This is a genomic window from Neobacillus muris (genome assembly GCF_943193175.1).
GTDB classification, from domain to species: domain Bacteria; phylum Bacillota; class Bacilli; order Bacillales; family Cytobacillaceae; genus Neobacillus; species Neobacillus muris.
This window is the reverse complement of sequence record NZ_CALPDF010000012.1, coordinates 26,860-50,738: the sequence shown is the minus strand read 5'-3', so window position 1 is coordinate 50,738 and position 23,879 is coordinate 26,860. Positions and strand designations below refer to the sequence as shown.

26 protein-coding genes and 1 pseudogene are annotated in these 23,879 nt (G+C 41.6%); 12 read left to right on the top strand and 15 right to left on the bottom strand.

The window, feature by feature from the left end; translation table 11 throughout:
• Positions 1–162: 162 nt before the first annotated feature.
• Positions 163–579 carry a DUF1284 domain-containing protein gene (locus NFS43_RS10610; protein WP_251551639.1) on the top strand — a complete coding sequence of 139 codons (417 nt, stop codon included), beginning with the start codon at positions 163–165 and terminating at the stop codon, positions 577–579.
• 105 nt (positions 580–684) lie between these two features.
• On the opposite strand, the gene NFS43_RS10605 is transcribed toward NFS43_RS10610, so the two are convergent.
• Both NFS43_RS10605 and NFS43_RS10600 read right to left on the bottom strand, forming a co-directional pair.
• Positions 685–870 (bottom strand): hypothetical protein, encoded by a 186-nt coding sequence (locus tag NFS43_RS10605; protein ID WP_251551638.1) that lies wholly within the window; start codon positions 868–870, stop codon positions 685–687.
• A 43-nt stretch (positions 871–913) separates the two neighbouring features.
• Positions 914–1,120, bottom strand: a complete 207-nt coding sequence (locus NFS43_RS10600; RefSeq protein ID WP_251551637.1) for a hypothetical protein — start codon at positions 1,118–1,120, stop codon at positions 914–916.
• Positions 1,121–1,294: 174 nt separating this feature from the next.
• Here NFS43_RS10600 and NFS43_RS10595 point away from each other — a divergent pair, with 174 nt between their 5' ends.
• Complete coding sequence (locus NFS43_RS10595; protein WP_251551636.1) at positions 1,295–2,275, top strand: aromatic acid exporter family protein; 981 nt, start codon at positions 1,295–1,297, stop codon at positions 2,273–2,275.
• A 169-nt stretch (positions 2,276–2,444) separates the two neighbouring features.
• Here the strand turns inward: NFS43_RS10595 and NFS43_RS10590 are convergent, their stop codons facing one another.
• From NFS43_RS10590 to NFS43_RS10580, 3 genes are all read right to left on the bottom strand, one after another.
• The gene (locus NFS43_RS10590; protein ID WP_251551635.1) at positions 2,445–3,236 is read right to left on the bottom strand and encodes an alpha/beta fold hydrolase; all 792 of its coding nucleotides are present in this window, start codon (positions 3,234–3,236) and stop codon (positions 2,445–2,447) included.
• Positions 3,237–3,320: 84 nt separating this feature from the next.
• Positions 3,321–4,697 (bottom strand): FAD-binding oxidoreductase, encoded by a 1,377-nt coding sequence (locus NFS43_RS10585; protein WP_251551634.1) that lies wholly within the window; start codon positions 4,695–4,697, stop codon positions 3,321–3,323.
• 239 nt (positions 4,698–4,936) lie between these two features.
• Positions 4,937–5,158: a hypothetical protein gene (locus NFS43_RS10580; protein ID WP_251551633.1), complete on the bottom strand. Its 222-nt coding sequence runs from the start codon at positions 5,156–5,158 to the stop codon at positions 4,937–4,939.
• Between the two features lie 162 nt (positions 5,159–5,320).
• Here NFS43_RS10580 and NFS43_RS10575 point away from each other — a divergent pair, with 162 nt between their 5' ends.
• Entirely contained in the window at positions 5,321–6,076 is a 756-nt protein-coding gene (locus tag NFS43_RS10575) for an AAA family ATPase (RefSeq protein ID WP_251551632.1), read from the top strand.
• Positions 6,077–6,128: 52 nt separating this feature from the next.
• Here NFS43_RS10575 and NFS43_RS10570 read toward each other — a convergent pair whose 3' ends face one another.
• Positions 6,129–7,469, bottom strand: a complete 1,341-nt coding sequence (locus NFS43_RS10570; RefSeq protein ID WP_251551631.1) for an acetyl-CoA hydrolase/transferase family protein — start codon at positions 7,467–7,469, stop codon at positions 6,129–6,131.
• A gap of 407 nt (positions 7,470–7,876) precedes the next feature.
• On the opposite strand from NFS43_RS10570, the gene NFS43_RS10565 reads away from it, so the two are divergent.
• Entirely contained in the window at positions 7,877–8,089 is a 213-nt protein-coding gene (locus tag NFS43_RS10565) for a spore germination protein (RefSeq protein ID WP_251551630.1), read from the top strand.
• Between the two features lie 80 nt (positions 8,090–8,169).
• Positions 8,170–8,796 (top strand): metal-dependent hydrolase, encoded by a 627-nt coding sequence (locus tag NFS43_RS10560; protein ID WP_251551629.1) that lies wholly within the window; start codon positions 8,170–8,172, stop codon positions 8,794–8,796.
• A gap of 110 nt (positions 8,797–8,906) precedes the next feature.
• On the opposite strand, the gene NFS43_RS10555 is transcribed toward NFS43_RS10560, so the two are convergent.
• From NFS43_RS10555 to NFS43_RS10545, 3 genes are all read right to left on the bottom strand, one after another.
• A complete protein-coding gene (locus NFS43_RS10555; protein WP_251551628.1) occupies positions 8,907–10,355 on the bottom strand; it encodes an aldehyde dehydrogenase in 1,449 nt (482 codons plus the stop codon).
• Between the two features lie 123 nt (positions 10,356–10,478).
• Positions 10,479–10,901, bottom strand: coding sequence for a hypothetical protein (locus NFS43_RS10550; RefSeq protein ID WP_251551627.1), 423 nt, complete (start codon positions 10,899–10,901; stop codon positions 10,479–10,481).
• A gap of 149 nt (positions 10,902–11,050) precedes the next feature.
• Positions 11,051–11,521, bottom strand: a complete 471-nt coding sequence (locus NFS43_RS10545) for a nucleoside deaminase (protein ID WP_251551626.1) — start codon at positions 11,519–11,521, stop codon at positions 11,051–11,053.
• A 716-nt stretch (positions 11,522–12,237) separates the two neighbouring features.
• Between NFS43_RS10545 and NFS43_RS10540 the strand changes: the two genes are divergently transcribed.
• Together NFS43_RS10540 and acpP are read left to right on the top strand one after the other, a co-directional pair.
• The gene (locus NFS43_RS10540) at positions 12,238–12,540 is read left to right on the top strand and encodes a hypothetical protein (RefSeq protein ID WP_251551625.1); all 303 of its coding nucleotides are present in this window, start codon (positions 12,238–12,240) and stop codon (positions 12,538–12,540) included.
• A 119-nt stretch (positions 12,541–12,659) separates the two neighbouring features.
• Positions 12,660–12,887, top strand: coding sequence for an acyl carrier protein (gene acpP / locus NFS43_RS10535; RefSeq protein ID WP_251551624.1), 228 nt, complete (start codon positions 12,660–12,662; stop codon positions 12,885–12,887).
• Between the two features lie 182 nt (positions 12,888–13,069).
• Here the strand turns inward: acpP and NFS43_RS10530 are convergent, their stop codons facing one another.
• The 4 genes and pseudogenes from NFS43_RS10530 to NFS43_RS10515 form a co-directional block, all read right to left on the bottom strand.
• Positions 13,070–13,711, bottom strand: coding sequence for a YcnI family copper-binding membrane protein (locus NFS43_RS10530; protein WP_251551623.1), 642 nt, complete (start codon positions 13,709–13,711; stop codon positions 13,070–13,072).
• Between the two features lie 27 nt (positions 13,712–13,738).
• The gene (locus tag NFS43_RS10525) at positions 13,739–15,355 is read right to left on the bottom strand and encodes a copper resistance CopC/CopD family protein (protein WP_251551622.1); all 1,617 of its coding nucleotides are present in this window, start codon (positions 15,353–15,355) and stop codon (positions 13,739–13,741) included.
• A gap of 43 nt (positions 15,356–15,398) precedes the next feature.
• Entirely contained in the window at positions 15,399–15,974 is a 576-nt protein-coding gene (locus tag NFS43_RS10520; RefSeq protein WP_251551621.1) for a DeoR family transcriptional regulator, read from the bottom strand.
• A gap of 287 nt (positions 15,975–16,261) precedes the next feature.
• Positions 16,262–16,582, bottom strand: a pseudogene (locus tag NFS43_RS10515) (SDR family NAD(P)-dependent oxidoreductase); the annotation flags it as partial.
• A 457-nt stretch (positions 16,583–17,039) separates the two neighbouring features.
• Here NFS43_RS10515 and NFS43_RS10510 point away from each other — a divergent pair.
• A complete protein-coding gene (locus NFS43_RS10510; RefSeq protein ID WP_251551620.1) occupies positions 17,040–18,497 on the top strand; it encodes a flavin monoamine oxidase family protein in 1,458 nt (485 codons plus the stop codon).
• A 70-nt stretch (positions 18,498–18,567) separates the two neighbouring features.
• Here the strand turns inward: NFS43_RS10510 and NFS43_RS10505 are convergent, their stop codons facing one another.
• Positions 18,568–19,335, bottom strand: coding sequence for a class I SAM-dependent methyltransferase (locus NFS43_RS10505; protein ID WP_251551619.1), 768 nt, complete (start codon positions 19,333–19,335; stop codon positions 18,568–18,570).
• Between the two features lie 223 nt (positions 19,336–19,558).
• On the opposite strand from NFS43_RS10505, the gene NFS43_RS10500 reads away from it, so the two are divergent.
• From NFS43_RS10500 to NFS43_RS10485, 4 genes are all read left to right on the top strand, one after another.
• Positions 19,559–20,215: an HlyD family secretion protein gene (locus NFS43_RS10500; protein WP_251551618.1), complete on the top strand. Its 657-nt coding sequence runs from the start codon at positions 19,559–19,561 to the stop codon at positions 20,213–20,215.
• A gap of 8 nt (positions 20,216–20,223) precedes the next feature.
• Entirely contained in the window at positions 20,224–22,065 is a 1,842-nt protein-coding gene (locus NFS43_RS10495; RefSeq protein WP_251551617.1) for a DHA2 family efflux MFS transporter permease subunit, read from the top strand.
• Between the two features lie 89 nt (positions 22,066–22,154).
• On the top strand, positions 22,155–22,550 hold the full coding sequence (locus tag NFS43_RS10490; RefSeq protein ID WP_251551616.1) for a DoxX family protein: 396 nt from the start codon (positions 22,155–22,157) through the stop codon (positions 22,548–22,550).
• 12 nt (positions 22,551–22,562) lie between these two features.
• Positions 22,563–23,081, top strand: coding sequence for a cadmium resistance transporter (locus NFS43_RS10485; RefSeq protein ID WP_277613934.1), 519 nt, complete (start codon positions 22,563–22,565; stop codon positions 23,079–23,081).
• Positions 23,082–23,151: 70 nt separating this feature from the next.
• Here the strand turns inward: NFS43_RS10485 and NFS43_RS10480 are convergent, their stop codons facing one another.
• Complete coding sequence (locus NFS43_RS10480) at positions 23,152–23,610, bottom strand: 2-thiouracil desulfurase family protein (protein WP_251551614.1); 459 nt, start codon at positions 23,608–23,610, stop codon at positions 23,152–23,154.
• Positions 23,611–23,879: the final 269 nt, after the last annotated feature.

Sequence of the window (23,879 nt, the reverse complement as noted above, 5' to 3'; positions counted from 1 at the left end):
TCGATCTCCTTGTTTATGCAGATTTTTCCCCCGCCATTCTCATTCATTCCATTTTGGCCTCTAAATAATGCTGAAAATACCTAGTTACATATGTTACTATAAATATATGTAAACCAATCGTATTTTCAGTTAACACTTAATCGATTAAATTGGAGGCGGATCATGTATAAACTGCGCGGCCATCACCTTTTTTGCCTTCTAGGCTATCGTGGCATGGGCTATTCCAAAGAGTACGTGGAGAACATGACTAAATTGCATCAAACCTTGAGGAGCAGCCCCAAGACCCTGATTCAGCTCGTAAAAGGATCTGACCAGCTGTGCGAAAAGTTCCCCAACTCAGGCCAATACCACTGCCAAGACGAAAATATTTATAGGAGAGATGCAGCCATTCTCGAAAAAATGGGGCTTGAAATTGGACAAATCTTAGAATGGGAGGATATTGAAACCCGTGTCCGAAATCATGTCATTCCCTCTGATATCCAAATCGTCTGTAAAACATGTTCCTGGCGTTCCTATGGGGTTTGTGAAGAAGGGATTCAGGATATTCTTGAAGGAAAGGGATTAAGAGAAGTGAAATAGCCAAACTTTTTTCCCAAGCCAAGTAAGGAATAAAAAAATAGGAGTACCTCCACAGGTATTCCTATTTTTAATGACATGGCTGTTATTTTGTATCTTTCTAAGTAATCACTGATAGCTATTTTTATTGAAACTCCCTTGAGAATGGGATCCTTCCGTATATCTGGGTGCCTCGACGCTTCCATTTGAAGAACGGTGTTGACTATTCTTCGTTTTCCATTGGTCATACGTTAAATGGCCGATACTATCATCATTTAAATACTTAATATAATCCTTGCCATAAATATACATCAAAGGTACCATCTCCCTTGTATAAGAAAAATGTATGCGCTTACACTTATATCATACACCAGATTCCATAAAATGTATAGCGGCATGATTGAAGAATAGCATCAAACAGACCGCGCCTGCATTTTCCCTCCAATAACCATCCATTCTTCCCCCCTTGTTGAAGTCCTAATTTTACTCTTGCTTTGAATGGAATCTCTACTTGTCCATTGTTATCCATTTTTGTATTTCCAAGAAATGTCCGATGAATTCTCATTCTTCTTTCACCTCCCTATTTGTAGGGATAAATCATACTTTTCATACCAACAATCAAATTCACAGAAACTACATATAACAATTCTATGAATGACTCGTTTATGATTTTATCGATAGCAAGTTTCGCGATTTTTTTATATACTAAGTAAATATATTGAGAGATTAGAGGTATGATATGTTTCCATTAAAAATTGGTTATCGCACCGTGAAGACTGCCATCGGCGCCGCTGCAGCGATCAGTATCGCCCAATTCTTCGGCCTAAATTCCTTTGCTTCTGCAGGAATCATCACGATTCTTTGCGTACAAAACTCCAAAAAGAAATCCTTGCAGGCTGCTTATGCCAGGTTTTTTGCCTGCATGCTCGCTATTGCCTTTTCGTTCATCTTTTTTGAAATGATTGCCTACCACCCCGTCGTGATCGGATTGCTGCTTTTGGTGTTTATTCCGATTACCGTGTGGTTAAAGGTAAGTGAAGGAATCGTAACGAGTACGGTCATCATTCTCCATCTTTATACGGGCAAACATATATCGCTTGTCGTAGTATCCAACGAGATTGCTCTTATTGTGATCGGGATCGGAGTTGCCCTTCTTGTCAATTTATACATGCCGAGCCTTGACACGAAATTGAAAAAATATCAGGTGGAAATTGAAGACAATTTCCGGACGATTTTCCAAGAAATGGTGTCCTATCTTCGAACTAACGAAAGCCGGTGGCTGGGCAAGGAAATTATTGAAACGGACCGATTGCTGGAAGAAGCGAAAAGTCTCGCCTTTCGGGATGTCCAAAACCATTTTTTGCGGACACAGGATTATTATTATCATTATTTCAAGACGCGGGAAAAACAATTTGAAATTATTGAACGCCTATTGCCGATTGTGACATCCATTGATTTGCTTGTCGAACAACGGTATATGGTGGCGGACTTTCTGGAAGAATTGACGGAAGCAATCCACCCAGGTAACACGGCGCAAGTATATTTAGATCGCTTGGAGGAATTGCAAGAAAAATTTCATGAGGAGCCTCTCCCAGATTCCAGAGAGGAATTTGAAGCGAGAGCCCAGTTATTCCGGCTCTTGAAAGAGATGGAAGAGTATTTATTGATCAAAAAATCACTAATCGTCGACCAGTCTCTTTTAAAGAGTCACCATTCATAAAAAAATCCCCCTTCATGTATAGGCAAAAAGAGGCTGTCCATAAAGGGGGCTGACTCCACGCCCAGACCAATATATAGAACGTTTTTTTCAAAAATCCTCTATATATTGCAGTGTGATGTCAGACTCCTTTGCTTGTTGGACAACCTCTTCCGTTCTGGGTTCTCTTACTCTAGTATATTGATTTAGCGAATTCAAGCAGCTTTTCATTACATATAGCAGGCTGTTCCCAATTGACGACATGTCCGCAATCCTCGATAACGACAGCCTGACCGTTCTTGCATAAAGCAGCGGAGGCGGCCGCATGCTCACAGGGCCAAAATGGACTATTTCTACCAGCGATAAACAAAACCGGCACATCTATGAGCGGCAGGATATCCAGCCAATCTGCATGAGCATGGTCCAGAAGCAGCGGCTTGGTCGTTTCCAAATCGAAGGCTGGCAGGTCGGCGGTTTCTTTCGCTAGTTCCATCAGGAAACCTGGATCCACTAGTTTGTATAACGGTCCAGGCAGCGGAGCATCAAAAAATGTTGCTGCGCTCTCCCGATTGATGCTATACATGCCATACTCCCAGTTTGCATCATTGATCATTTTTGGTGTTTGGTCTATATCGACGATTCCGCTTAGCTGGTCATCGCCAAACAATGAAACGTAGGCAAAAATAGTGGAGGCGCCCATGGAATTCCCGATTAACAGCACATCCTCCAATTCAAGCCCGGTGATGAAGTCGTGAAGGTCTTTCCCATGCCTGGACATCCGCTGTCCAAACGACGGACGATCGGAGGCGCCATGATTTCTCCGATCCAATGTGATCACCCGGTATCCCTGGTCAAGAAACGCTTGCTTTTGCATCGACCAGGAATGCCGTGAAATACTATACCCTGGAACAAAGACCACCGGCTTTCCTGTACCCTCATCAGAATATGCTAGACTAACCCCATCATTCGTTTTAATCGTCTTCATTGAACCCTCTCCTTTTACTATCATTTTGGCTCATCCTGCCGTCATCTGCCTGTCATTCCTTGAAAAATTCAAGTACGAAAGCGTCTATAAAAATATCTTCCCAGGATTGAGTATGCCTTTTGGGTCGATGGTTTGCTTGAAAGCCTTCATGATGTCAAGTGCAGGGCCGTGTTCCTTTAGCTGATATTTGGCCTTGCCTACCCCTACACCATGCTCACCTGTGCAGGTTCCGCCGCGTTTTAAGGCATAGTCCACCAGCTGGGCATTAATTTTTTCGGCTTTTGCCAATTCATTCGGGTCACCGGGATTGATCATTAAAATCACATGGTAATTTCCATCCCCAACATGGCCTAAAATACCTCCATTGAGACCTGTCTCATCAATGACCTTTCTGGCATGCTGAACCGCTCCCACCAATTCGGATAAAGGAACTACCACATCCGTCACCATCATTTTTTTGCCGCCTGATAGATGAATAAAGGCATAGGCCAATTGATGCCGCGCTTCCCATAATTGCGCCCGCTTTTTCGAATCATTTTCAATCACAAAGTCACTGCAGTGATTATCCTGAGCCAGTCTTTTGGCAAATCTGACATCGTTTTGCAGCCCTTCTTCATTTCCGTGAAATTCAATAAATAAGGTAGGCTGCTCGGGATATTCGGTTTGATTATAGAGATTAAACTGAGAGATCGAATGGGCATCGACGAATTCGACACGAGCGACTGGAATGCCAGCTGACAAAAAGTCATTCACAGTGGTAACGGCTGCTTCCATCGTTGGAAAAACGGCCCGCCCTGAAACAATGCTTTCGGGTATCCCGTAGACACGCAATGTCATTTCAGTAAAAACACCAAGTGTTCCTTCTGAACCAACAAATAGTCCTGTAAGATGGTAACCAGAAGAGGACTTGGCTGATAGATTCCCAGTATGAATGATTCGGCCGTCTGCTAAAACCACTTCCAAATCACGGACCTGGTCACGCATCACACCATACTTGACGGATGTCGTCCCGCTGGCATTGGTTGCCGTCATCCCGCCCAAGGTGGCATCTGCCCCCGGATCGACCGAAAAAAACAGGCCATATTTTTTTAGTTCTTTGTTCAATTGTGTACGGCTGACGCCAGGCTGCACGCGTACCAAAAAATCGCTTGGCCGGACCTCTAAGATTTTATTCATTAATTGAAAATCGATGCTGATTCCACCTTGATACGGAATGACTTGCCCTTCTACACTTGAGCCTAAACCAAACGGAATAATGGGCACTTCATGCTCATTGGCATATTTCAAAATCCGGGATACTTCTTCTGTATTGGCGGGAAATACGACAACATCTGGAAGATGGGGTCTATGATAAGACTCATCCTTGCCGTGCTGCTCTAAAATTGTTAGATTGGCTGTTACCTGCTGCTCTGATAAAATCTCTGTTAAATCACGCACTAAAGATTCTGTTACTAAAACCATGTTCCTGTCCTCCCATTGATTTGGTTTTCCAGTTCGTTTAAGCAAACGTTTTCAATCATATGTAGAACAATATTTATAAAAACGGGATGGGTCTTCCCCACTGATTATAAATATTTTTAGAAAATTATCAATAGTTACGTAATTATCGGAGTAAAATATTTTTTATGGCCAAAATAACGTCCCATATCTTGGAGCCGGGGAAAGACGAGACTTCATCTGCATCCCTCAGCTTATTCCATTTATTTTAAGCGATTCCTGCTATAATGCCATCTTCCCTCTGCGATCTCAGGCAGGATACCCCTAATGTACACTTTTAATTCATCCGGCAATTCATCTTTTTCCAGCTCATCAAGAGTAAAATGAATGATTCGAGCAGCCTTCGAATCCATTACCTGGACTTGGATCCGTAAATTGCCTTTTAAATCAGTAACCTTTCTGGTCAGCATAATACGATAAGACATAATATCACCTCACCTCTATTATACAGAACGTACGTTCCGTTGTTAAGCTGATTTTGATCTCCTTCCTTGACCTTCATCAGATGTTTTTAGAAAATTCCATTTTCCGATTCCAGTTTCTTTGGTAAGATTAATAGTAAAATTGATCCTATAGAGGGGTTCCAAATGGATTTTTTCACAGACGCCTATATTAGACGCATTCACTTACGGCATGATTCAATACCTTCTTTTAAACAATATCCATTTAGCATTCCAAGCATAAGGCTGTTGGACGAGCTTTCCTTTCACCCCCATGTTACTTACATTGTTGGTGAAAACGGGATGGGAAAGTCGACTTTACTGGAAGCAATTGCGATATCGCTTGGCTTTAATCCTGAAGGCGGGTCATTGAATTTTCGTTTTTCAACTTACGATTCTTTTTCCGACCTCAGCGATTATCTTCGAGTAATAAAGGGAGTCAACAAGCCAAGGGATGGATTTTTCCTGCGTGCGGAAAGCTTTTATAACGTGGCCTCGAACATTGAACAATTAGATTCGGAGCCAGGCAGTAGTCGACGGGTTATTGATTCTTATGGAGGAGTTTCGCTTCATAATCAATCACATGGTGAAGCCTTTTTTTCGACCTTTATGAACCGATTTGAAGGGAATGGCATTTATATTTTGGACGAACCAGAGGCAGCGCTCTCTCCTCTCAGGCAATTATCCATGTTATCCAGAATCCATGAATTAATTAACCAACATTCTCAATTTATTATTGCTACCCACTCTCCCTTATTAATGTCGTATCCATCCTCCAAAATTGTCGAGCTGACAAATGACGGATTAAAGGAATCTACACTTGAGGAAACAGGTCATTATAAAATCATGAAACAATTTTTCGACGACAAAGACAGGTTAATCCATCATTTGCTGAATGATTAATGGCGGACATAAAAATGATTGCCTTTGGTTTTAGGCAATCTTTTTTCTCTTATTACACTCTTTTGTTAGACCTTCTCCAAATTTTCATTTTTTCAGCTTCTCCAATCAAGCTTTCTCTAAAATCCGGATGAGCTATAGAGATTAATAGTTCTGTACGCTCCCATGTCGAACGTCCGGCTAGATTGACTTTCCCGTATTCCGTCACAATGTAATGGGATTGGGATCTTGGGACCGTGACAATTTCACCTTCATGAAGAGTAGGAACAATCCGTGAGTGCATCTCACCATGTTGATCTTGATAGGTAGAGGTTAAGCAAATAAAAGCCTTCCCGCCTTCTGCGGCGGAAGCCCCATCGACGTAATCCAATTGGCCGCCTGTCCCGCTGATGTGGTTGATACCTGATGACTCTGACGAAATCTGGCCAAACAGATCGACTTCCACCGCATTATTGATCGCGACCATGTTTTTCTGCTGGCTGATCACGCGGGGATCATTGACATAATTGACAGGAAATGAGGCGAGAAAAGGATTGTCGTTTAACCAATCATAAAGTTCCTGCGATCCCAGTGCAAAGGACCATGCTGATTTGCCAGGGTTTACCGTCTTTTTGCTGTTATTTAGTTTTCCAGCATTGTACATATCCAGATAGGCATCGACCAGCATTTCGGTATGGCAGCCTAAATCCTTTAAATCCGATTGGGCAATTAATTCGCCTACAGCAGAAGGCAAGGCACCGATGCCGAGCTGGATGGTAGAGCCATTTGCCATTTCTTCTACCACGAATTGAGCTATTTTTTGGTCGACTTCTTTGCTTTTTGCTCTTGGAAGGGTTGGAATCACCGGATTTTGGCCCTCCACAATATAATCCACCTCCGAAATATGTATGCACTCTTCGAAGCCGCCTAATGCCCTTGGCAAATTTTTATTAATCTCCAGAATAACGGTATCAGCGGTATCTAGAATGGCCTTTGTGGCGGAATTTGTAAGGGAAAAGTTAAAATATCCATGCTGGTCCATCGGAGGAACTTGGATCATGGCTACATTGACGTTCAAATAATTACGGTAAAATAAGGGCTTATTGCGGTAAACCATTGGAATAAAATCACATAACCCTTGTTTGTATAGCTGTCTGTCAATGCCGCTGAAGTGCCAGCTATTATAATAAAAGGTTTCGCGGTTCGGGTCGGCTTTGACGACTTCCGGGACCCTCATTAACAGCATTCCTCGAATTTTAATATCGGCCAATTCCTCTTTTCTGGCGGCTAACGCCTTGTCAAGCTCAATCGGCATGGTCACGCCAAAGCCGTAATCCACCCAGTCCCCTGAATGGACCATTCTTGCTGCCTGTTCAGCGGTTCTTACCTTTGATTGATATTCAGCTGCTACATTCATCCAAATACCTCCAAAACTGCAAAATTGTTATTTTACTTCTTTTATAATGATTACGATGCTCATTCAAATAGACGTTTCTACTTGACCCTCTTTTCTCTTTTTTACCATTCACGGTCACCTAGAGCATTTGCTCAAGAACCCCTGGTTCGGCGATATATTATTATTTGAGTAAAAAAAAATCCTAAATTATAACCAGGTATTAATTACTAGTACTAATTTAAATTCTAGCACCTTCACAATCACTTGACAAGAAGTATCAGAACAAACTATGAACTCAATCATCAAAAAAAAAGCCGCATAAATAGTGACTTATTTGGGGACTTATAATTCCAATTAAAAAATTATTGCTCGGGAGGACAATCACAAGCTATTTTTCAAAATAAAATGGAGTAAGGATGGTGATAAAAATGGCACATTCAATCAATATCAATCATTTAACAGTGCTTTCCCTTACAAATAATGCCAACATTAATTTTGGGCCAACCCTTCAAAACAGCCACACGGCCAATCAAACAATCATCGGGGGCAATTTTAGTTTTGGCGACCATAACATAAATACCTTCCAAAATCGGAATTCAGGCAGCATAACCGTTCCAAACGAAAACAAGGACCCTAGCTAAACAAGACAGAACAAATGCTTTCGTGTAAAATAGAAATATTCGTTTTTTACTATAATAATAGTTTTTAGAGGTGAATAACATTGAATGGCACAGCACACGCAGTTATTGGATCAGCAACAGGATTTATTGTTGCCAATGCATTTCAAACCACTCCGGCTGAGACGCTCTTATTCGTCGGCTTGGGAGGCATCTCAGGTTTAATGCCTGATTTAGATATTGACGGGAAGCTTCGCGGCAAAATCACTCTGCCCCATAAGATGATTCAACTATCCGCCATGGTCATTGGAATCATGATGCTGGTATACAGTTTCCTTGAAAAAACAGCGGAGGACAGATGGCTGGGAGCAGGAATCGGATTATTGATTCTAGTGATAGCCTCCTTCATTAAACAAAAACACATGCTCACCATCACAGGAGCGGCTGTCCTATTGGGAGGAATCTCGATCAGTGAACTATGGATCATTCTGCTGGGAATTTATATTGGCATAGCATCCTTTTCTTCTCATCGCAGCTACACCCATTCGATTTTGGGCATTGTTTTCTTTGGGATCATTGCTGCAAACTTAGAGGCTTCACTTGAAATCCAGGGCACCTACTTTACCTGTTTGACCGGTTACATCAGCCATTTAATCGCAGACTTAAAAATTCTTCCATTTAACAAACGCGGGGTGAAGCTGTTCCTGCCATTGTCGTCCATAGAACTATAGCTCTCCCTGCCTATTTAAGAAGGGGCTGCCAAAAAGCAAGGAAAGGGGTACAGAAAGTCTAGGCATGGGGTCGTATCCCTTTATGGACAGCCCCTCTCCTTATGTCCGTTCTATTTCAAAAAGCGGCGTACCAATTTTACATTTTTCTCACTGTAAGGCGGGAACAGCAATGGCACATTTATTTTCGTGCTCGTTTTGAGAATGCTTTTTTCATGCGAAAAAGTAGTAAAGCTATACTGCCCATGATAAGCCCCCATTCCAGAGCTGCCAACACCGCCAAAAGGCAATTCAGGGTTTGCCAAATGTGTGATAGTATTGTTGATGCTTACCCCTCCAGAGGATATTTCTGTCAGCACTTTTTCCTCTACCTGTCTATCGGATGTAAACAGATACAGGGCCAGTGGTTTAGAGAGCTTGTTAATCGATTGAATCGCTTCATCCAAATCCCTGTACGTTAAAATCGGCAGCAGCGGCCCGAATAGTTCTTCCTCCATTGAAGCAGAACTCCAGGTGGCCTCAATCAAGGCTGGCTCGATAAAACGTGTCTTCGAATCCGATGCTCCCCCATAAAGGATATGATCCTTCTCTTTTTCAAGGATTGTATACAGCCGAGAAAAATGCCTGTCATTTACAATTCGGCCGAAGTCGTTGCTCTTATCAATACCGGCTCCATAAAAGGCGTGAAGGGTTTGCTTCATTTCTTCAATCAGTTCATTTTTTACCTCTTCATGGACCATAAGATAATCAGGGGCCACACAGGTTTGTCCTGCATTTAACGTTTTCCCCCAAATAATTCGGTTAGCCGCGATTTTTAGATCCGCACTTTTGTCCACTATAACAGGGCTTTTTCCACCTAGTTCAAGCGTCACAGGCACGAGATTTTTGGCGGCTGCCTTCATGACAATTTTCCCCACCTGAACGCTGCCCGTAAAGAAAATATAATCAAATGGCGCCTGGAGCAATGAGGTGTTGGTCTCAACCCCCCCTTGAACACAACGAATATACGATTTGTCAAAAATCGTTTCAATCATTTCTGTAATGACGGCTGAGACAGCGGGAACCACTTCTGATGGCTTGAGAACGGCACAATTTCCAGCTGCAATAGCACCAATAAGCGGTTCAATTAGAAGCTGGAACGGATAATTGAAGGGACCTATAATTAACACTGTCCCGTATGGTTCATACGTAATGACGCTTTTTGATGGAAACAGGGTGAGTGGTGTTTTCACCTTTTTTGGCTTTGCCCATTTTTTCAACAGCTTCTTTGTATGAGTAATACTATTTAGGACAAATCCAATTTCTGAAGTGTAGGTTTCAAAAGGATGCTTGCCTAAATCACGTCGAAGCGCTTCAGTGATTTTTGCTTCATATTGAAGGATTCCTTCTTTTAATGTATCTAATTGCTTCAATCGAAAACTTATTTCTTTGGTTTGGTTCGTCCGGAAGAATTTTTGATGTTCTTTCAGTATAGTGGTTACATTTTCTGGTTTTAATTCTCCATTATTCGGCCTCAACTCTTGGAATTCATTTTGGAAGGCTGGTAACGACTTTGTGCTCATATGGTTCCTCCGTGGCAAGCAATTAAAAAGATTCAAATGCTTAAACATTTGAACCTAGTATAGTAATGTCTATTCTTATAGTCAACTTGCAAGATTTCCTGTTCCTAAGCCCTTGCTTCATGGTTACTGTTTTCTAAAAATAACCATGCCAAAAACCATTGGAATAATCATGAGTGACGCGACGATTAAAGTGGGAAACCACGGCAGCTTGGAAGCAAAAATCGCCCCTAGTTCTCCTAGGTACCCGCCAATTAGAAAGGGTATGGCTGTCTTCTTTTTATTGGCACCATTTTTTGCATAATACCAAGCATCCCAAACTGAATATACATAGAAACCTGGATAAAACAACATTCCATCATAAAGAACCGTTGCAAGGGCCTGTTGATGAAAGCCATTCAAATCGAGTTGAATGGCTTTATTAATTTTACCGTAAGCATTATCAAAATGTTCGATGATAAGAAAAATAATGCCTCTCGTAAATTGCTTATTATACACTTGTCCAAGCCCAGGCATTAATATATAAAATAAAGCGGCTATATTCCTCATGCGATCTTCCTTTATACTCCATTTTTATTAGTTATTTTTACCTAATTCATTATCCTTCTATACCTTTTGTACTATGAATTCCTCCAAATCCACAAAAAAACCGGCCATTCTGCCGATTTTGATGAGGCTGTTCAATTGGTTTCATCCCCTCAATATCCTTGTTTATATGGCTGCTTTATCCAGGCATTAAAAGGGGCATACGTGTTTTCGGGAACGATCCGAAACATCGGGATGCTCCGGTGTTCGATTGGCAAGTTAAATTGTTTATAGATATATTCATCCTCGAATCCAATTTTTGCTGCATCTTTACTTGTTGCAGCATAGTAAATGCCGTTTAATTTTGCCCAGTAAACGGCCCCTAAACACATCGGGCATGGCTCACTGCTCGTGTAAAGCTCACAGCCTGTCAGCTGATAGGTGTTCAAATACTTGCAGGCAGCACGGATGGCCTCTATTTCCGCATGTGCTGACGGATCGTTTTTTGCCGTCACTTGGTTTCGGCCAATGCTTATAATACGGCCGTTCCTTACGATAACCGCACCAAATGGCCCCCCCTTATTTGTCAGTACATTCTCCAGAGCAAGGTCGACAGCCATTCTCATAAACATCTCATGTTTCATGATTTCCTCCATCCATAAGATATTTTCCTCTCATTCATTCTTACGATTTGGATGGAGAAAAAAGAATGTTCCTGCCTTATTTACATTGTTTTTTAGTATGAATAGACAAGTTCATTATGGATTGAAACAAAAAAAGGAGGATCGCCCTTAAAAAATCAATTCCTAAATATTGAAACTTCGTTAATTTTTCTAATTTAAAAATTTTAAAGTGTTCAACGAATTTTAGGCCTCCTAAATAAATAAAGCAGATGTGAAGAATGGTATTTGACATAAAATATAATTTCCATTTATGATAAGTCATTTTTAATATCCAAAGACTCGTAACTAGGTAAGGACCTAGATTAAAAAAGTTCATGCTGTCAAAAGGGGGTATCCCTTTATAAAACTTCCACCACTTTTTCTTCTCGCCGAATAAATCAATGGCTTTTGTAAATGTACAGATAAAAATGGCTGCCGGCAAATATTTCTTGAATGCCTTTTGTCCTAATAATGGTACGGTCAGCCAAGGTAAAATAAGCAAGCCCAGATAAAATAATTTTGAATTTTTCACACGATAACACCTCTCTATCCTCTATTATGTGTAGTTTTCTATTAATCAATCCTGACACTGATAGATAGGCTATACACTAGGTCCCTTTCTTCTAAATGGTTTATACTTAGCATAGATAATCCATATATTGAATAAAGGTGTATCGATCTTTACGAGGAGTGATTTTGTGTTCAATGATATGAAAGAAAAATTAGAAACGGCTCTTAAAGATTGGGAGATGATGAAAGTAGCTTCAGAAGATGAGAGCGAAGAGTGCGCTGAACGCTTTGAGAGGCACTTTTATGAGTTTATTGATGAATTAAAGCGATGGTATCAGCATTTAGAACAACCGCCAGCCACTCTCGAAGAGGCAGAAAATCTGATAGAAATGAAAGAAATCATGGACCGGCTGCCTGATCCGCTTGTGCTCAACTTTTCAACTGAACTGGAGTTTATCATTGAAGGCATTGACCGGGTACAATTTGATTAAAGAATCGGCTGGGATCGCCACACCCTTATTTTTGCAAAATAATTAGTAATAATTTTCTATTTTACGTTGGGAAATCAATTGCTATAATGGGGGTTATGAATGATTAGGAGGATGGCATAATGACAACATTTGAAAAATTAAAGCCTATTATCGCAGACCAATTGGGGGTCAAAATGGAGAATATCAGACCCGATTCATCATTCAAAGAAGATTTCGAGGCTGATTCTCTTGATATGGTGAACCTGACGATGGAAATAGAAGATGAATTCGCGGTTGAAATCAATGACAAAGTTGCCGCGACGCTGCAAACCGTCGGCGATGTCGTAAACTATATTGAAAACCGTTAACAACAAGGTAAGGCGGATATCCCGATGCAAGCGACCCTTTTTGATCGCAGGAGATATCCGCAACTTCTATATGATATAGCAGGAACTCATAATCTTTTTAACCTCCAAGATTCTAGGTCTAAACCATAAAAAGTACCCTATTGGCAGACTGTCAGGCGTCTTTCAATAGGGTACTTTTTCAATTACTTTTTACGGAAGGCTCCGACAAGGGCCGCTAAGGAAAGGATCACCGATACAATGGATAAGATGAGTGGAAGCGAATTGGATTGCTCCTCATCAGCTGTTTTTGCTGCATCATTGTCCGTATTATCCGTGACACCCTGATCATCCGCATGTTCATCCGTTGATGTGCCCGCTAGAATTTCGGTGATCGAATGGGGGGTTTCTGCCCCTTCATCCCCGGTCCATTCCACCACACTGCCATCTTGATAGTATTGAAAGGCATCCCAAGCGATTTCACCCGCACTGTCAGGGTTTTTCGCCACAAACGAAAACTGTTGGAATTGTCCTGGCATCAAGCCTTCCCCTTCTGCCTCAAACGTAATCGACTTTACCTTTCCGCTGGCATCCTTATCAGCTGAATAGGTCCAGCCTGGCACTGGCTGGTAGGACTCGATCTCTACCCCAGCAGGCGTTTTTAAGGTCACTTTGGCAGTCGGAACCTCCTTCTCTACTGGAACTTTGACGGTATAGGTTTCCCATGCTCCAGTTGTTGACGTTTTCGGCACGACTGTCACATGAGCACTTGCCGCATTTGCAAACAAAAATACACCGAAAACTGCTAGTATCAACACTTTTGAAATTTTACTGCCTACATTTTTCATTTTTTATTTCTCCTTCTTTATCATCTATTAATTGCCGACAAACACCTTGAAGTCTGTATCAAGGGTCTCTAAATCTTTCATCAGGACATGGACATGCACGTTCCAGCGTCCTGCCATATTAAAATTCATTCCTGTTGATTCATATTTGCCTTCGTTAGCTTGTTTTATAATTTGAGTATCGGTTCCCATATCCATTTCTAGTGATGTAAACGTAAGAGTCACTTGCTCAATCTCCTTCTTAGGCTGGCCATTTGGGTCTTGCAGCAAGACAACATATGTATTTTTCCCCATCACATTCGGCGTCACTTCCAGGGTGACTTTGCCTTCAGGCTGAAGGATTTTCGTATCCTTATAAGGTCCAGGAGATGCCATAGCAGTAGGCAAATTGGTTAATAAAACAGATAAAATAAAAATGACTAATCCTGTCAGCAGCTCTCCCCATAAGGAGGTTGTTAATCCTCTTTCCCTGTTCCGTTTTCCTTTCACAAAATTAATGGCAGCAAACACGATCATGGCTGCCAACAGAAGAACCTTCCCAGATAGCATTCTTCCATAATTTGTGGATAGAAGCGTATGAAGATTAGGAATAAAGGAAAAGCTCCCTATCAAGCCCGATAAGGTTAACAAGAGCACACAGCTGATTCCCCATTTAGAAAACCTGCGGATTAACTCTAAATAGAGCGGCTTCGTTTCCATGTTTCTTGATAGTGGAATCAGGGAAACGAGAACGAGTAAGCTTCCTATCCATATAGAAGCAGAAAGCAAATGGATAAAATCTAAGGGAATGCTGATCCATAAATTCGTTGTCGAGGCCGCATGACTATTAAACGCCTTCACTAGTAATAAACCGATTCCCAGAATAAACGAAATACAAATCCATACTGGTTTATACCATTTTTTTATCAAAAGATAGGTAAATAGGATGAGAAAAAATAAACCTATCATCATGAAAATCCATGTTTCCCCAAACCGAGTGTACAATAACAGGTCCATTAACACTTGAATTTGAAGAACCTTACTCCAAGGCAGCCCTGATTCAATAGTTGCCTGCAATGGCAGACTAAGCACGATACTGAGACATAGCAGAATGACTGAAAGCTTCATCCTTTTTCTAAAAATTTTTCGAACCACTGCATCTTGAACCAATGGTTTATTCATCACAAACAGGGAAAAGAACAGGATCCCCACCAAACAGGCATTACTAACGTATTGAAGCCAACGGATGATGACCAGGTCTAATCCCGGGGTATATCCTGTTGCCTCCTGCTCTAAACTAGAATGGTCCACGGCACTGCCATTTCCAATTTGGAAGGGAATGACTCCCTCAACTGGATGACCATCACTGGATACCACCCTCCATTGGATACGGTAAGTGCCATCCGGAAGATGTTCCTTTAAGTCACTTTCAATAATAGCTGGGTTGCTGGGATCTATCCTTCCATTCTTCTGGTCCACCTGTTTTCCTGATGAATCAAACACTTCGATGGAATTGAACGATGGCTGGATGGTCTCATCAAACTGAATCGTTACCTTCTTCGGCGATTCGGTCAGTATTTCATTTTCAGCCGGTGCAGATTTAATAATGTAAGCATGGGCAGATGCACTGGATGGGTGAATCAATAGAAAAAGATAGATAATAAGCATGAACAGGCATCGAACATGTAACCATTTTACTCCAGCCCCCCCTCTAATCATGGCAGCCACAGCTTCTATCCCCATTCATTCTTTTCGAAACTTCTTTGACTGCTTCATCGAATCGCCAGATGGTGCCGCCAAATCCTTTTTGGAAACGTTCTGCATCAATTAATGAATCAAAAGTTATGGCTTGCGGCTGGCAGCAATTCAACTGAAAATCGCTATCTAATAGGAAATACGCCATTTTTGCACTGATCGTCGTATTGCGAAGAAAATCATGGCATATGATTTGGGAAACCTGTTTCTCGATATCGCTATACCTTAATAACCCGCAGTGCGGGCAGCATAATTGTTCTACTTTGCCCTGTTTGGTAATGATTTGGACAGGATGCCGATGATTGATGTCTTTCAAACAGTATGTACATGAATGCGGTGGAACCTGTGATATATTCACTAAGGAAATCCCGCCTGAAGTTTTATTAATCTTTTTTTCTTCCAGCAGCGGTTTTATATCGCGGTAGATGGTCATTTCAGAAACATTGAATCGCTTGCTGATTTCCGCTATGCTCAGTTTTTCTTCTTCAGCTAACCAGGATAATATTTGTTTTTGCCTTTCAGTTGGCCCCATATAATTTCGCCTCTTCTTCTAGGAAACTTTATCCAACAAGAATACAATAGACCAATTTATTACTATAATCAAGTTAGAAACGTGAATTTTATGTGAAAATTTTCATCATAATCACATTTTGATAACATGGCTAGTGACAAAAATAATGGCCAAATCCTTATAAGATTTGGCCATGAACTTATTAGATGATAAATTACTGCCACTCTAGCATTTCCATTGGGATTCCTAAAGAGACCCTATATTCATGCAGAAAAATTTCATCATTTCCCTTTGCTGTTGTTTTGCTATCATTCGTTAGTTTGAGAGATTCCGTTAACAATAGAAGTCAGTGCTTCTGTGATTGGTGTAACAGGACGTCCAAGAAGTTTTTCAAAATCATTGCTCTCCACTTCTAACGTGCCTTCGCGAATCCCTTTTTGAATTTCAACTAACATGGAGATGAGGAAATCCGGTAGGCCAGCGCCTTTCATGATGTCAGCATAGGAATCATCATCTGCTTGCTGCAACTGTACCTCTTTGCCCAATACAGTGCCAACTGCAGCCGCCAATTCTTCTTGACTCAATAGCTTGCCAGAGAGCTCATAAATGGTGTTGTCGTGCCCTTCACCTAAAGGTTGCGCCATCAAACATTTTACTTTGGTATGAATGACCGTTTTCTTCATGACGACATTTTTTACCGGTCCCACTGGCTTTTTGGCGCCTTGGGCCTTTCATGACGACACTTCTTAACGGTTCCACCGGTTTTTTTGCGCCTTGGGCCTTTCCTTCTAAATAACGTGAGTTCATCTCTGCCTTGATTGACCGTTTTTTTCCTTTTTTCTAAAAACAGGCCTTCATCTCATGTTTGAATGACCATTTTCTTCTTTCCGTCTAAAAAACAGGCCTTCATCCTGGCATTGAATGACCGTTTTTTCCTTTTTTACTAAAAACAGGCTTTCATCCGGTTCCTTTATAAATTTCTTTTCGCAGTTCTAATTTACCATTTTCATATAAGCCCGGCGTTCTTGCTTAGGCAGCCATAGACATGCATACAATTTATTAACCTTTTCCAATAGGGGCGATAAAATGCCTGCCTTAACGACTCAACAAATGATCAGCATTATTCAAAACGGGTTGAATAAAACGCAAGTACCCAAGAGGATTACCATTGCAGGTGCCGGAATATCAGGACTTGTTGCGGCCTCATTGTTGAAGGAAGCAGGCCACAGCGTTGCCGTCCTGGAAGCAAAAAATAGGGTTGGCGGCCGGATCTATACGATACGTGCCCCTTTTAGCGACGGGCTCTATTTAAATGCAGGCCCCATGAGAATACCTGACACCCATGTGTTGACCCTAGAATATGTAAAAAAATTCGGATTGCCTCTAAATCGCTTTATTAACCGGACACCTGCAGATATTCTTTACGTCAATGGCATCAAAACCCGCCTTGATAGGTTTGAACATGATCCATCCATCCTGCGCTTTCCGGTTCATCCGCTTGAAAGAGGCAAAAGCGCAGAAGAACTGTTCAATGGAGCGTTAAAGCCCATTATTGATTTCATTAACAAAGACCCTTCCCTAAATTGGGCTTATGTCGAAAGAGAATTTAAGGACTATTCACTTGGTTCCTTTTTAAACTCTTACCATTACCAATATGGCACAACCTTTTCGGAGGGTGCGGTTGATATGATCGGAGTCCTCCTTGACTACGAGGCCTATATGGGGATGTCCTTTCTTGAAGTGCTGCGCGAGGTTTCGAGCTTCGCAACCAATCGATATTACGAAATTACCGGCGGTATGGATTTGCTCCCGCAGGCATTTCTGCCACAACTGCAGGAAAATATTCATTTCAACCAAAGAATGCTGAAAATTTCTCAATCTCAACATCTTGTCACCATTCAATCTGCTGATCTGCTATCCTCGCAAAATTCGACGATTACCAGTGATGTGGCGATTATAACGATCCCCTTTTCCGTGCTGCGATTTGTAACGATCGAACCCTTCGCTTCCTTCTCATATTATAAGCGGAGAGCCATTCGTGAAATCAACTATATGGCAGCTACCAAAGTCGGGCTGGAATTTAAAAACAGGTTTTGGGAACGGTTTGGGCAGTATGGGGGCAAATCGATTACAGATTTGCCAATCCGCTTCACATTTTACCCCAGCCAGGGGATTGGCACCAATCAGCCTGCCGTTGTTTTGGCAAGTTATACTTGGGCAGACGAAGCCATGACGTGGAATGGATTATCGAACGAGTATCGCATTCAATTTGCCTTGAAAAACTTGGCAGAAATCTTTGGTGATCAAGTTTACTATGAGTTTGTTACAGGGACTTCCTATAGCTGGGTCGATGATCCCTTCGCCACTGGAGCTGTCGTAGCTTTTGAACCGGGACAGGAAAGTGAGCTGTTTCCTTATATTACTTTGCCAGAAGGAAGAGTGTTCTTTGCAGGTGAACACACAACACTGACACACGGCTGGATGCAAGGGGCGATTGAATCAGGCATACGCGCTGCCTACGAAGTGAATAAATTTCCAAAATAAGACAACTATTTTCAAACAAAAAAAAGACCATCCTTCCCGATGATCTTCCTATTATCAGACTACAATTCTCTTATTTTGCTGCACTCAGCACCATGGCTTCGCCAGCAAAAGACACTACTTCTTCCCCATCAATCCTGATGCGGAATTTTTCTTTCACTTTTGGAGGAGCCTGTTTGATGATCGTTGCCAAATGCTGTTGAACCTCATTTGAAAGGCTCATCCTTTGGCACCATGAGGCAAATTGAAACGTTTTTTCAAAATGATGAAACTGATGGATGGTAAAGCCTGCTAACTCCAGCATTCGGATCCATTCTGTTTTTTTCCAAGCACGAAAATGACTGTAATCCCTTAGTTTTTCAATTTGATTATAAAAAAGATCCAATTCGTCCTCTTCCGGGGCGACATTATCGTCGAGAAGAAACATCCCGTTTGGTTTTAAGACACGGAATACTTCAGAAACAAAAGACTCCACATTTGGAAAGTGATGTGGGGCAATCCTGCATGCGACAAGATCAAAGGACTGATTTGCAAATGGAAGTTTCTCTGCATCTCCCCTGATAAATTCCACATTTTCATACCCATTCCCTCTAATAAACCGTTCTGCCGCCAACAGCATTTCCTCCGTCAGGTCAACTGCTGTTACGTTTGCAACATGGGGAGCAAACGCATTTGCCGTATGCCCTCCCCCGGTAGCAACGTCTAACACTTGTTCAGTTCCATGTAACTGAGCAAGACTCAGTAACAATTGCAAATCTTTTCCTTTTTTATGCAGGCTGCTTTCTACATAGGATTGGGCGCTTCGTCCAAACTGTTCTTGGACATCGATTTTATTATCCATATTTTAACACCTCATCTTCTTTTTGCCATTTGGTACTTTCACTATATATAAAAGGGATGATAAATGAAATGACTAAATTTCAATTGAATGCCATAAGAAAAAATTATGATAATACGAGTTAACAAAAAGCTCTCTATCAATATAAATGCATTTGAATGACAAATATGGAAATACTTAAACCATTGCGTGTGTTAACAATGAAGAAAATTGGGGGCTTAAAAGCATGAGCACAAAGCGTTTATTATTAGTAAATATCATTATTTTGCTAATTTTAGTTGGTGGAGGTTTCGGAATTTACGCCTACTATAATCAAAACATGAATTATTTGACAACGGAAAACGCCCAAATTGCCGGTCAGCAAGTCACCATCTCTGCACCTGCAAATGGAAAATTAACGGACTGGAATGGCCATGTTGGTGACAAATTTTCAAAGGATGCTGCAGTTGGAACAATTGCAACGACTGACGCAGAAGGCAGGCCAGCCACGATGGATATTACCGCACCTGCCGATGGAACCATCGTCCAAACCAATGCCGTTCCAAATTCTTTCGTAGCTGCAGGAACACCGCTTGCTCAAGTATATGACTTAGATTCTTTATGGGTAACAGCTAATATTGATGAAACCGATATCAATGAAGTCAATCCAGGGCAGGATGTCGATATTTATGTGGATGCCTTCCCTAACAACACATTAAAAGGAAAAGTGGAACAAATTGGCTTGGCAACCGCAGGTACCTTTTCTCTCTTGCCCAGCAGTTCGAATACATCAGGAAACTACACCAAAGTCACTCAAGTCATCCCTATAACCATATCGATTGATGACAATAATGGGATCGCCATAGTTCCTGGCATGAACGTAACCGTGCGAATTCGTAAGTAGGTGATAAAATGACCATGTATATCACGGTTTATGTAATTGTAAGCATTCTGTTGCTGCTCATTATCAATCTAAGGATGGCAAAAGCCAAGAAGAAAACACAGCAAGATATAAATGAACAGACCACGATTTCTCAAATAACGGATGAAAAGTCTGAGCAGCCCCTTTTAAACGAGAATACCCAAGACGAACAGGCCCAGCACGATTTATCGAATGAAGTAAATGACATGCTCAAGGGATCTCCCATTCCTGAACCAGCCTTGGAATTTGTGGAAGGGAATGTTCAGACGGATGAAAGCATAACCCAACAGCAGAATGCACCAGAAACCGCTGGTGATGATTCAGGTGCGGGCAAAGTTTTAGTCGCTCTCATGCTTGGCGCGTTCGTTGCCATCCTGAATCAAACCTTGTTGAACGTGGCCATCCCGCATATTATGAATGATTTGGGTGTCTCCGCGAATACAGTTCAGTGGCTTTCCACCGGTTATATGTTGGTGAATGGCATCGCCATCCCGATCACGGCGTTTTTGATTGAAAAATTCGGAACAAGAAAACTATTCTTGACAGCTATTTTTCTATTCACTGCCGGTTCGGTTGTTTGTTCCTTATCAGCTAACTTTAGTATGCTGATGCTTGGCAGGGTCATTCAGGCTTGCGGTGCCGGAATTATCATGCCCCTTTTGATGACGGTGTTTTTTGCCCTGTTCCCGCCTGAAAAGCGAGGCAAGGCAATGGGAATTATGGGGATTGTCATGATCTTTGCTCCTGCCATCGGTCCAACCCTATCCGGGTGGCTGATTGGGCACTATTCCTGGAGATTATTGTTTGACATTGTCATTCCAATTGGGGTGCTCGATTTAATCCTTAGTTTTTTATGGATGAGGGATGTCACAAAAGTGACCAACCCCAAATTTGATTTCCCAGGATTTTTATTTTCAACCATTGGCTTCGGCTTTTTGTTATATGGCTTTAGTGAAGCTGGCAATGACGGCTGGTCAAGTTCAATAGTCATCCTATCCTTATCCATAGGAATAATTGCTTTAGTGCTATTTGTCATACGTGAGTTAACCACTGATAAGCCCATGCTTGATTTGCGTGTATTTAAATATGATATTTTTACTTTAACCACCATCATCAGCATGATTGTCAACATGGCCATGTTTGGCGCAATGATATTACTCCCAATCTATTTGCAAAATATTCGCGGGTATACGGCATTGGAGTCAGGGCTATTAATGCTTCCAGGTGCCATTGTCATGGGAATTATGTCGCCTATTTCTGGAGCCCTATTTGATAAAATTGGTGCGCGATGGCTGGCAGTGTTCGGCCTCATCATTACCACAATCACAACATGGGAGTTCACCAGACTAACCATGACCACCAGCTATAGCCATATCCTGCTTCTATATGTGATGAGGATGTTTGGAATGTCATTTATTATGATGACCGTTATGACGGAAGGCCTTAACCAGCTGCCCCGTCACCTTGGCTCCCATGGCACGGCGGCGTCCAACACAGCCAGGCAGGTTGCGGGCAGCATCGGGACAGCGCTCCTTGTTACCGTCATGACAACAAGGCAAGGGGTACATTACGGTGGGTATACAAGTGTAATCACGAGTTCCAATCCATTTATTGCAAGCAGCTTTTCTCAGCTCAGCCAAGGCCTGTCCGCCTTAACACACCTGCCGGGAACAGTCGGCAGCCAGCTTACCACTTATTTAATTTACGGCAAAACCGTGCAGCAGGCTACCATTGATGGGATCAATGATGCCTTTATTGTTGCAACTGGCATTGCAGCTTTAGCCCTGCTATTGGCCTTCTTCATCAAAAGGGCTGCTGTAAAACAGCAATAAATTCAGCTGGAATGGGGTCTCTTAAGAGAACCTCTTCTGGCTGTTTTTCCGTGTGCGTTTTTTAAGTGCGCTTTAGAGGAGGGATAGAAATGGTTGATGTAGGACTTTTAATTATCCGGCTGGCTGTTGGCCTGACATTCGTAGGTCATGGAGCGCAAAAATTATTTGGCTGGTTCGGCGGAACAGGTCCTGTTAAGTTTGGCGAATACTTGGGGTCGATTGGCATAGAGACTGGCGGTAAAACATTCGCGATTATAGCTGGATTATTTGAACTGGTCGGCGGCCTGCTTTTCGCTTCTGGTGTGCTTACTTGGTTAGGGGCCATTCTGATTATCGTGATCATGATTGACGCCATTTTCACGGTACATGGCAAACATGGTTTTTGGCTGACGGAAGGCGGATATGAATATAACTTTATTTTAATTGCTGTTACCCTCGGCGTGGCCCTTACTGGTCCTGGAGGTTTTGTCCTTTATTCCCCTTAATTAGATAGATATATCGGAGCTTGGTTCTCACAAGCGGAGTCAACGGCACATAAACGTTTTATCGTGGCGGGACAATATACCGGATTTATTCTCCTTCTTTTGTTAAGTGTGATTGGGGCTTTTGGGGCATTGATCATTCCTAAAGGATGGATAGGTTTACTCGGATTAATTCCCATTTTTATAGGAATTAAATCGCTAGTATCCATTTACCGAATGAGCAGAGAAAAACTGACTGGATTGGCCTGGTTCATGAAAACATCGGCCATCACCTTTGTAAGCGGCGCAGATAATATAGGTGTTTATATTCCACTTTTTTTAAAAAATAATCTATGGAACATCGCTTTAATTATCGGGATCTTTTTAGTATTAATCGGGTTATTTTGTTATTTAGGCCTTCGATTAGTGAAGCAGCCGTTTATCGCACAGGTTTTAGAACGCAACGGCCAACTGATTGTTCCTGTTGTTTTCATCACGCTCGGAACCTTTATTTTGTTTGAACATAATACCTTCCATTACCTTTTTCAACAATAAAAGGAAGTGACACTGATTTGTTCACTTCCTCCTCTTATATGCGCATATTTCAATTTTCTTCTCGAATGATCTATAGGTGGGATTCAGCAAATTGTTGTTCAGAAATGACTTTTATTTCATTTCTTTTTAGCAAAGCAGCCGTAACACCCATCCCCTCTATCTTTTGACCATTAAATTCGCCGTTATAAATGTTAGAACTCCCGCAAGACGGGCTATTTTCCTTTAAAACTACGATACTTGCATTCACTTCTTTTGCCTTTTTAAGCGTTGCATAGGCTCCTTTTATGTACATTTGGGTTACATCTTTTCCAGATTTATCAACTACTTTAGCTTTCCCAACCAGCACATCTTCACCAGTCCCGCCTATTATTTCTGCCGGTTCCCTTTGCGTTGAAAATCCTCCAAGCAATTCTGGACATATGGTTATAGCTTGATTTTCTTCTACAAGCCTTCGAAGTTGATTATGCAAACAATGCAGGCCGTCATACCTTACCTGCAGCCCTGCTAAACAAGCGCTCACCAATATCATTTATTAACCCCCTATTTACGATCTAATGGGTAATTTAATTGTAGAAAAATCAGCAAAGTTATTGACTATGAAGATATTATTATATTATTGATGGGGTTTTCAAGAAAAAACTTTAACAAACAGAAGGCACTTTTAGGGGGAATGACATGAAAATCATGTCCAATACATTGTAAAAGATGAGATCTTGTGGTAAATTTAAATAGATAGACATTGTATAAAAATTTATGTATATTATTCCTCATTCTAATTATACAGTATAGTCTATTCGT

Excerpts from the sequence above, each read along its gene's own strand:
- NFS43_RS10610 (WP_251551639.1), top strand. The coding sequence starts at position 163 with ATGTATAAACTGCGCGGCCATCACCTTTTTTGCCTTCTAGGCTATCGT.
- NFS43_RS10600 (WP_251551637.1), bottom strand. The coding sequence starts at position 1,120 with ATGAGAATTCATCGGACATTTCTTGGAAATACAAAAATGGATAACAAT.
- NFS43_RS10595 (WP_251551636.1), top strand. The coding sequence starts at position 1,295 with ATGTTTCCATTAAAAATTGGTTATCGCACCGTGAAGACTGCCATCGGC.
- NFS43_RS10590 (WP_251551635.1), bottom strand. The coding sequence starts at position 3,236 with ATGAAGACGATTAAAACGAATGATGGGGTTAGTCTAGCATATTCTGAT.
- NFS43_RS10585 (WP_251551634.1), bottom strand. The coding sequence starts at position 4,697 with ATGGTTTTAGTAACAGAATCTTTAGTGCGTGATTTAACAGAGATTTTA.
- NFS43_RS10580 (WP_251551633.1), bottom strand. The coding sequence starts at position 5,158 with ATGTCTTATCGTATTATGCTGACCAGAAAGGTTACTGATTTAAAAGGC.
- NFS43_RS10575 (WP_251551632.1), top strand. The coding sequence starts at position 5,321 with ATGGATTTTTTCACAGACGCCTATATTAGACGCATTCACTTACGGCAT.
- NFS43_RS10570 (WP_251551631.1), bottom strand. The coding sequence starts at position 7,469 with ATGAATGTAGCAGCTGAATATCAATCAAAGGTAAGAACCGCTGAACAG.
- NFS43_RS10565 (WP_251551630.1), top strand. The coding sequence starts at position 7,877 with ATGGCACATTCAATCAATATCAATCATTTAACAGTGCTTTCCCTTACA.
- NFS43_RS10555 (WP_251551628.1), bottom strand. The coding sequence starts at position 10,355 with ATGAGCACAAAGTCGTTACCAGCCTTCCAAAATGAATTCCAAGAGTTG.
- NFS43_RS10550 (WP_251551627.1), bottom strand. The coding sequence starts at position 10,901 with ATGAGGAATATAGCCGCTTTATTTTATATATTAATGCCTGGGCTTGGA.
- NFS43_RS10545 (WP_251551626.1), bottom strand. The coding sequence starts at position 11,521 with ATGAAACATGAGATGTTTATGAGAATGGCTGTCGACCTTGCTCTGGAG.
- acpP (WP_251551624.1), top strand. The coding sequence starts at position 12,660 with ATGACAACATTTGAAAAATTAAAGCCTATTATCGCAGACCAATTGGGG.
- NFS43_RS10530 (WP_251551623.1), bottom strand. The coding sequence starts at position 13,711 with ATGAAAAATGTAGGCAGTAAAATTTCAAAAGTGTTGATACTAGCAGTT.
- NFS43_RS10525 (WP_251551622.1), bottom strand. The coding sequence starts at position 15,355 with ATGCTTATTATCTATCTTTTTCTATTGATTCACCCATCCAGTGCATCT.
- NFS43_RS10520 (WP_251551621.1), bottom strand. The coding sequence starts at position 15,974 with ATGGGGCCAACTGAAAGGCAAAAACAAATATTATCCTGGTTAGCTGAA.
- NFS43_RS10510 (WP_251551620.1), top strand. The coding sequence starts at position 17,040 with ATGCCTGCCTTAACGACTCAACAAATGATCAGCATTATTCAAAACGGG.
- NFS43_RS10505 (WP_251551619.1), bottom strand. The coding sequence starts at position 19,335 with ATGGATAATAAAATCGATGTCCAAGAACAGTTTGGACGAAGCGCCCAA.
- NFS43_RS10500 (WP_251551618.1), top strand. The coding sequence starts at position 19,559 with ATGAGCACAAAGCGTTTATTATTAGTAAATATCATTATTTTGCTAATT.
- NFS43_RS10495 (WP_251551617.1), top strand. The coding sequence starts at position 20,224 with ATGACCATGTATATCACGGTTTATGTAATTGTAAGCATTCTGTTGCTG.
- NFS43_RS10490 (WP_251551616.1), top strand. The coding sequence starts at position 22,155 with ATGGTTGATGTAGGACTTTTAATTATCCGGCTGGCTGTTGGCCTGACA.
- NFS43_RS10480 (WP_251551614.1), bottom strand. The coding sequence starts at position 23,610 with ATGATATTGGTGAGCGCTTGTTTAGCAGGGCTGCAGGTAAGGTATGAC.